Raw genomic sequence first — 2,672 nt, 5'->3', positions numbered from 1 at the left:
TGGATACGTCGCGCCACAGTGAAGTCGGCGAGCGTTCGAAGCTCCATCGGTGATGTTGAGTCGGCGGTCAGGCCGACGAGCATGATCTCACCCATGATCGAAGTGATCGGGGCAAGCACCGGCTGATCGACGCCTTCCGGCAGCGTATTCCGCATGATCTGGAGCTTCTCGTTCACAATCTGTCGAGCGATATAGATATCGACTCCCCAGTCGAACTCGACCCAGACGGTTGAGAGCCCCTGTATGGAATTGGAGCGGACGCGCCTGACGCCCGAAGCCCCGTTGACGACCGTCTCAATAGGAAACGTCACCAGCTTCTCGACTTCCTCGGGCGCCATACCGTGCGATTCCGTGAGAATCGTTACAGTTGGGGCCGTAAGATCGGGAAAAACGTCCACCGGCATGTTGATGGTCACGATGACACCGAGCACAAGTATGCCCAGCGCCGCAAACAGAACAATCAACCGGTTGCGCAGACTGGCCTGCATCAGTTTATCTAACATAGAGTCACCCTCTTTCTGCCAGTCTGTATGTTAATGGGCATGGCCATGACCTATTTCGGCACTGCTCGCAGCGAGTTTGACCTGATAGCCTCCGGTAGTAACCACTCGCTCCCCCGGAGCCAATCCATGTGTGATCGCGACCCAACCGTTATGGTGCGGGCCAACCTGGACTATTCTCTTTTCAAAGGATTCTCCTCCGGATTGCACAAAGATCACATCCATTCCTTCGTCTTCATAGAGCGCAGACTTTGGAACAGCCGTAGAACTTATGCCATCGGACGCATACAATTCCACCGGCGTAGACTCATGCACTCTGAGTCGGCCGCTTTGATTGGACACCTCCAGCAGAACGGGAACCGTTCGAGTGATTGGATCAAACGCGCCACCGGTGGTCAGCACTTTCATTTCGCTGTCGGATATGGCCCAGCCACCGCCGGCGCCATCAGCCTTCACAAAAGCTCCGACCGGCTGGCCGAGTGAGCGGAAGTCGTTCTCGTAAACATTGACCCGCAGCCAAACCGTCGCCGGGTCGACTATCGCCATCAACTTGTCGCCGGCATTTACACGTTGTCCGGGGCTGACCTGCCACTCGATGATCTTGCCACTGATGGGGGCATGGAGCTCAAGTGTGCCGTTCTCTCCGCCGCCCGAAACCGACTCAAATCCGGCCTTCATGGCCAGGTAATCGTCTCGGGTCTGTTCAAACTCACGCTCCGAGATAGCCTGGCGCTCCTTGAGTCGCTGGGCTCGTTCATAGTCACGCTTTGCCTGTTCATACGCAAGTCTGGATGACGCCCAACCCTGACCCTGCACCGGCGGGGTGATGGTTGCTACGGACGCGCCCCGCTTCACTATCGATCCGGGAAGGGCCAGCCTGCCGCTCTCCCCGACATGCACGATACCGTCAACTGGAGAGACGATCTCTACGTATGCGTTCGGACTGGGAAGCACATCGCCAATCGCCCATACCGCGCGCTTGACCTCACGAGTTTCAGCCTCGGTAGTTGCGAACGGGATTTTCCACTGCTGCTCCTTCAAAAAGCTGATCTCTTCACTGCTTGCGACTTCTTCCGAATGCGGAACCTGGTCAGCAGATGCGTAGACGGCGAAACCGGAGATGTTGAACGAGTCACGCACCCCTGGACCGTTGTAGACAAGGGCGAACTCGTAGTTCCCGATATCGCGCAGTTCAACTGTCGGAGTGAAGATGCCCTCCCGGAGCAACTTCGTTTCGACGACATCATGCGAATGGCCGTCCGGTGTGACAAACGATAGCTTCACGGTTCCATCGCGCACGGGTTGGAATCCGTCGAGTATAGTCAGGTGAATAATGAAGCGACCGGGTTTATTGGCCGTCAGGACAGGATACTCCATGAACAGTTCCATCTTATCCGTCCAGAGTGTGACTGCTCTCGATTCCCCTTCATCAGCCTCGTGTGCGTGACCATCGTCAGTGTCGTCCGCTTTTGTTTCTGCCGCGCGCTCGTGGGCGTCTTCGCTATGATCATGATCGCCACCGGCATAAACCAGGGCCGCGCTAAGCAGGGCGAGTAGTATCACATATCGTAGTGTTTTCATTCTTGATATCCTCATCTTAGAACCTGACCAATGAGTCCCCCGTCAGGGCCTCGAGTTCGAACAGGTTCTCGTAGTAACGGATCAACTGGTGGTAGTAGTCCTCCAGACCGGCTGTTTCAATCTGAATGGCATTAAGCAATTCACTAAGCGTCAGCCAGCCTTCTTCATACGAATACAGCAGATTGTTCAGCGCCTCGAGGTCTTCCTCGAAATGATCTGCGACAGTGGCCAGCATGCTCTGCGACTCGGTGATCGATCCGGTTAGAGCCTTGACTTTTCCCGCCACCTGGCTGCGATGGAGCGTCGCATCCTGCGCCGCAATATTGCTTTCAGCTTCGTATCTCCGGGCTTCGGCTCCATTGCGGTTGAACAAAGGCAGGCTCAGTGACACCCCCGCGACATAGCCGTCGTAATTCGGCTCGATCTTCTTATAACCGCCGTAGAGGTTTAATGACGGAATTAACGAAGCGCGAGCAGCTGACGCCTGTTTGGAGAGCGCCTGTTGCATAGAGCGCCGGGCCTGCACGCCGGGATGAGACTCTACCAGTGCTGCATAATGGTTCGCAGGCTGCAATCCAATCTCGTGATAAT

3 protein-coding genes are annotated in these 2,672 nt (G+C 55.8%); all 3 read right to left on the bottom strand.

Features of this window, described 5'->3' with window-relative positions:
- Nucleotides 1–503, bottom strand: a 503-nt coding sequence (locus KKA81_17650) for an efflux RND transporter permease subunit (protein MBU2652756.1), incomplete at its 3' end; no start/stop codon positions are given.
- Nucleotides 504–533: 30 nt separating this feature from the next.
- A complete protein-coding gene (locus tag KKA81_17645) occupies nt 534–2,081 on the bottom strand; it encodes an efflux RND transporter periplasmic adaptor subunit (GenBank protein ID MBU2652755.1) in 1,548 nt (515 codons plus the stop codon).
- A gap of 16 nt (nt 2,082–2,097) precedes the next feature.
- Nucleotides 2,098–2,672: TolC family protein (locus KKA81_17640; GenBank protein MBU2652754.1), on the bottom strand; the 575-nt coding region annotated here is incomplete at its 5' end.

It is taken from the genome of Bacteroidota bacterium, assembly GCA_018831055.1.
Classification (GTDB): Bacteria; Bacteroidota; Bacteroidia; order Bacteroidales; family B18-G4; genus M55B132.
This window is presented reverse-complemented; position numbering and strand designations above follow the sequence as displayed.

Bases quoted from the DNA above. Each gene is read 5' to 3' on its own strand.
- KKA81_17645 (MBU2652755.1), bottom strand. From the start codon at position 2,081: ATGAAAACACTACGATATGTGATACTACTCGCCCTGCTTAGCGCGGCC.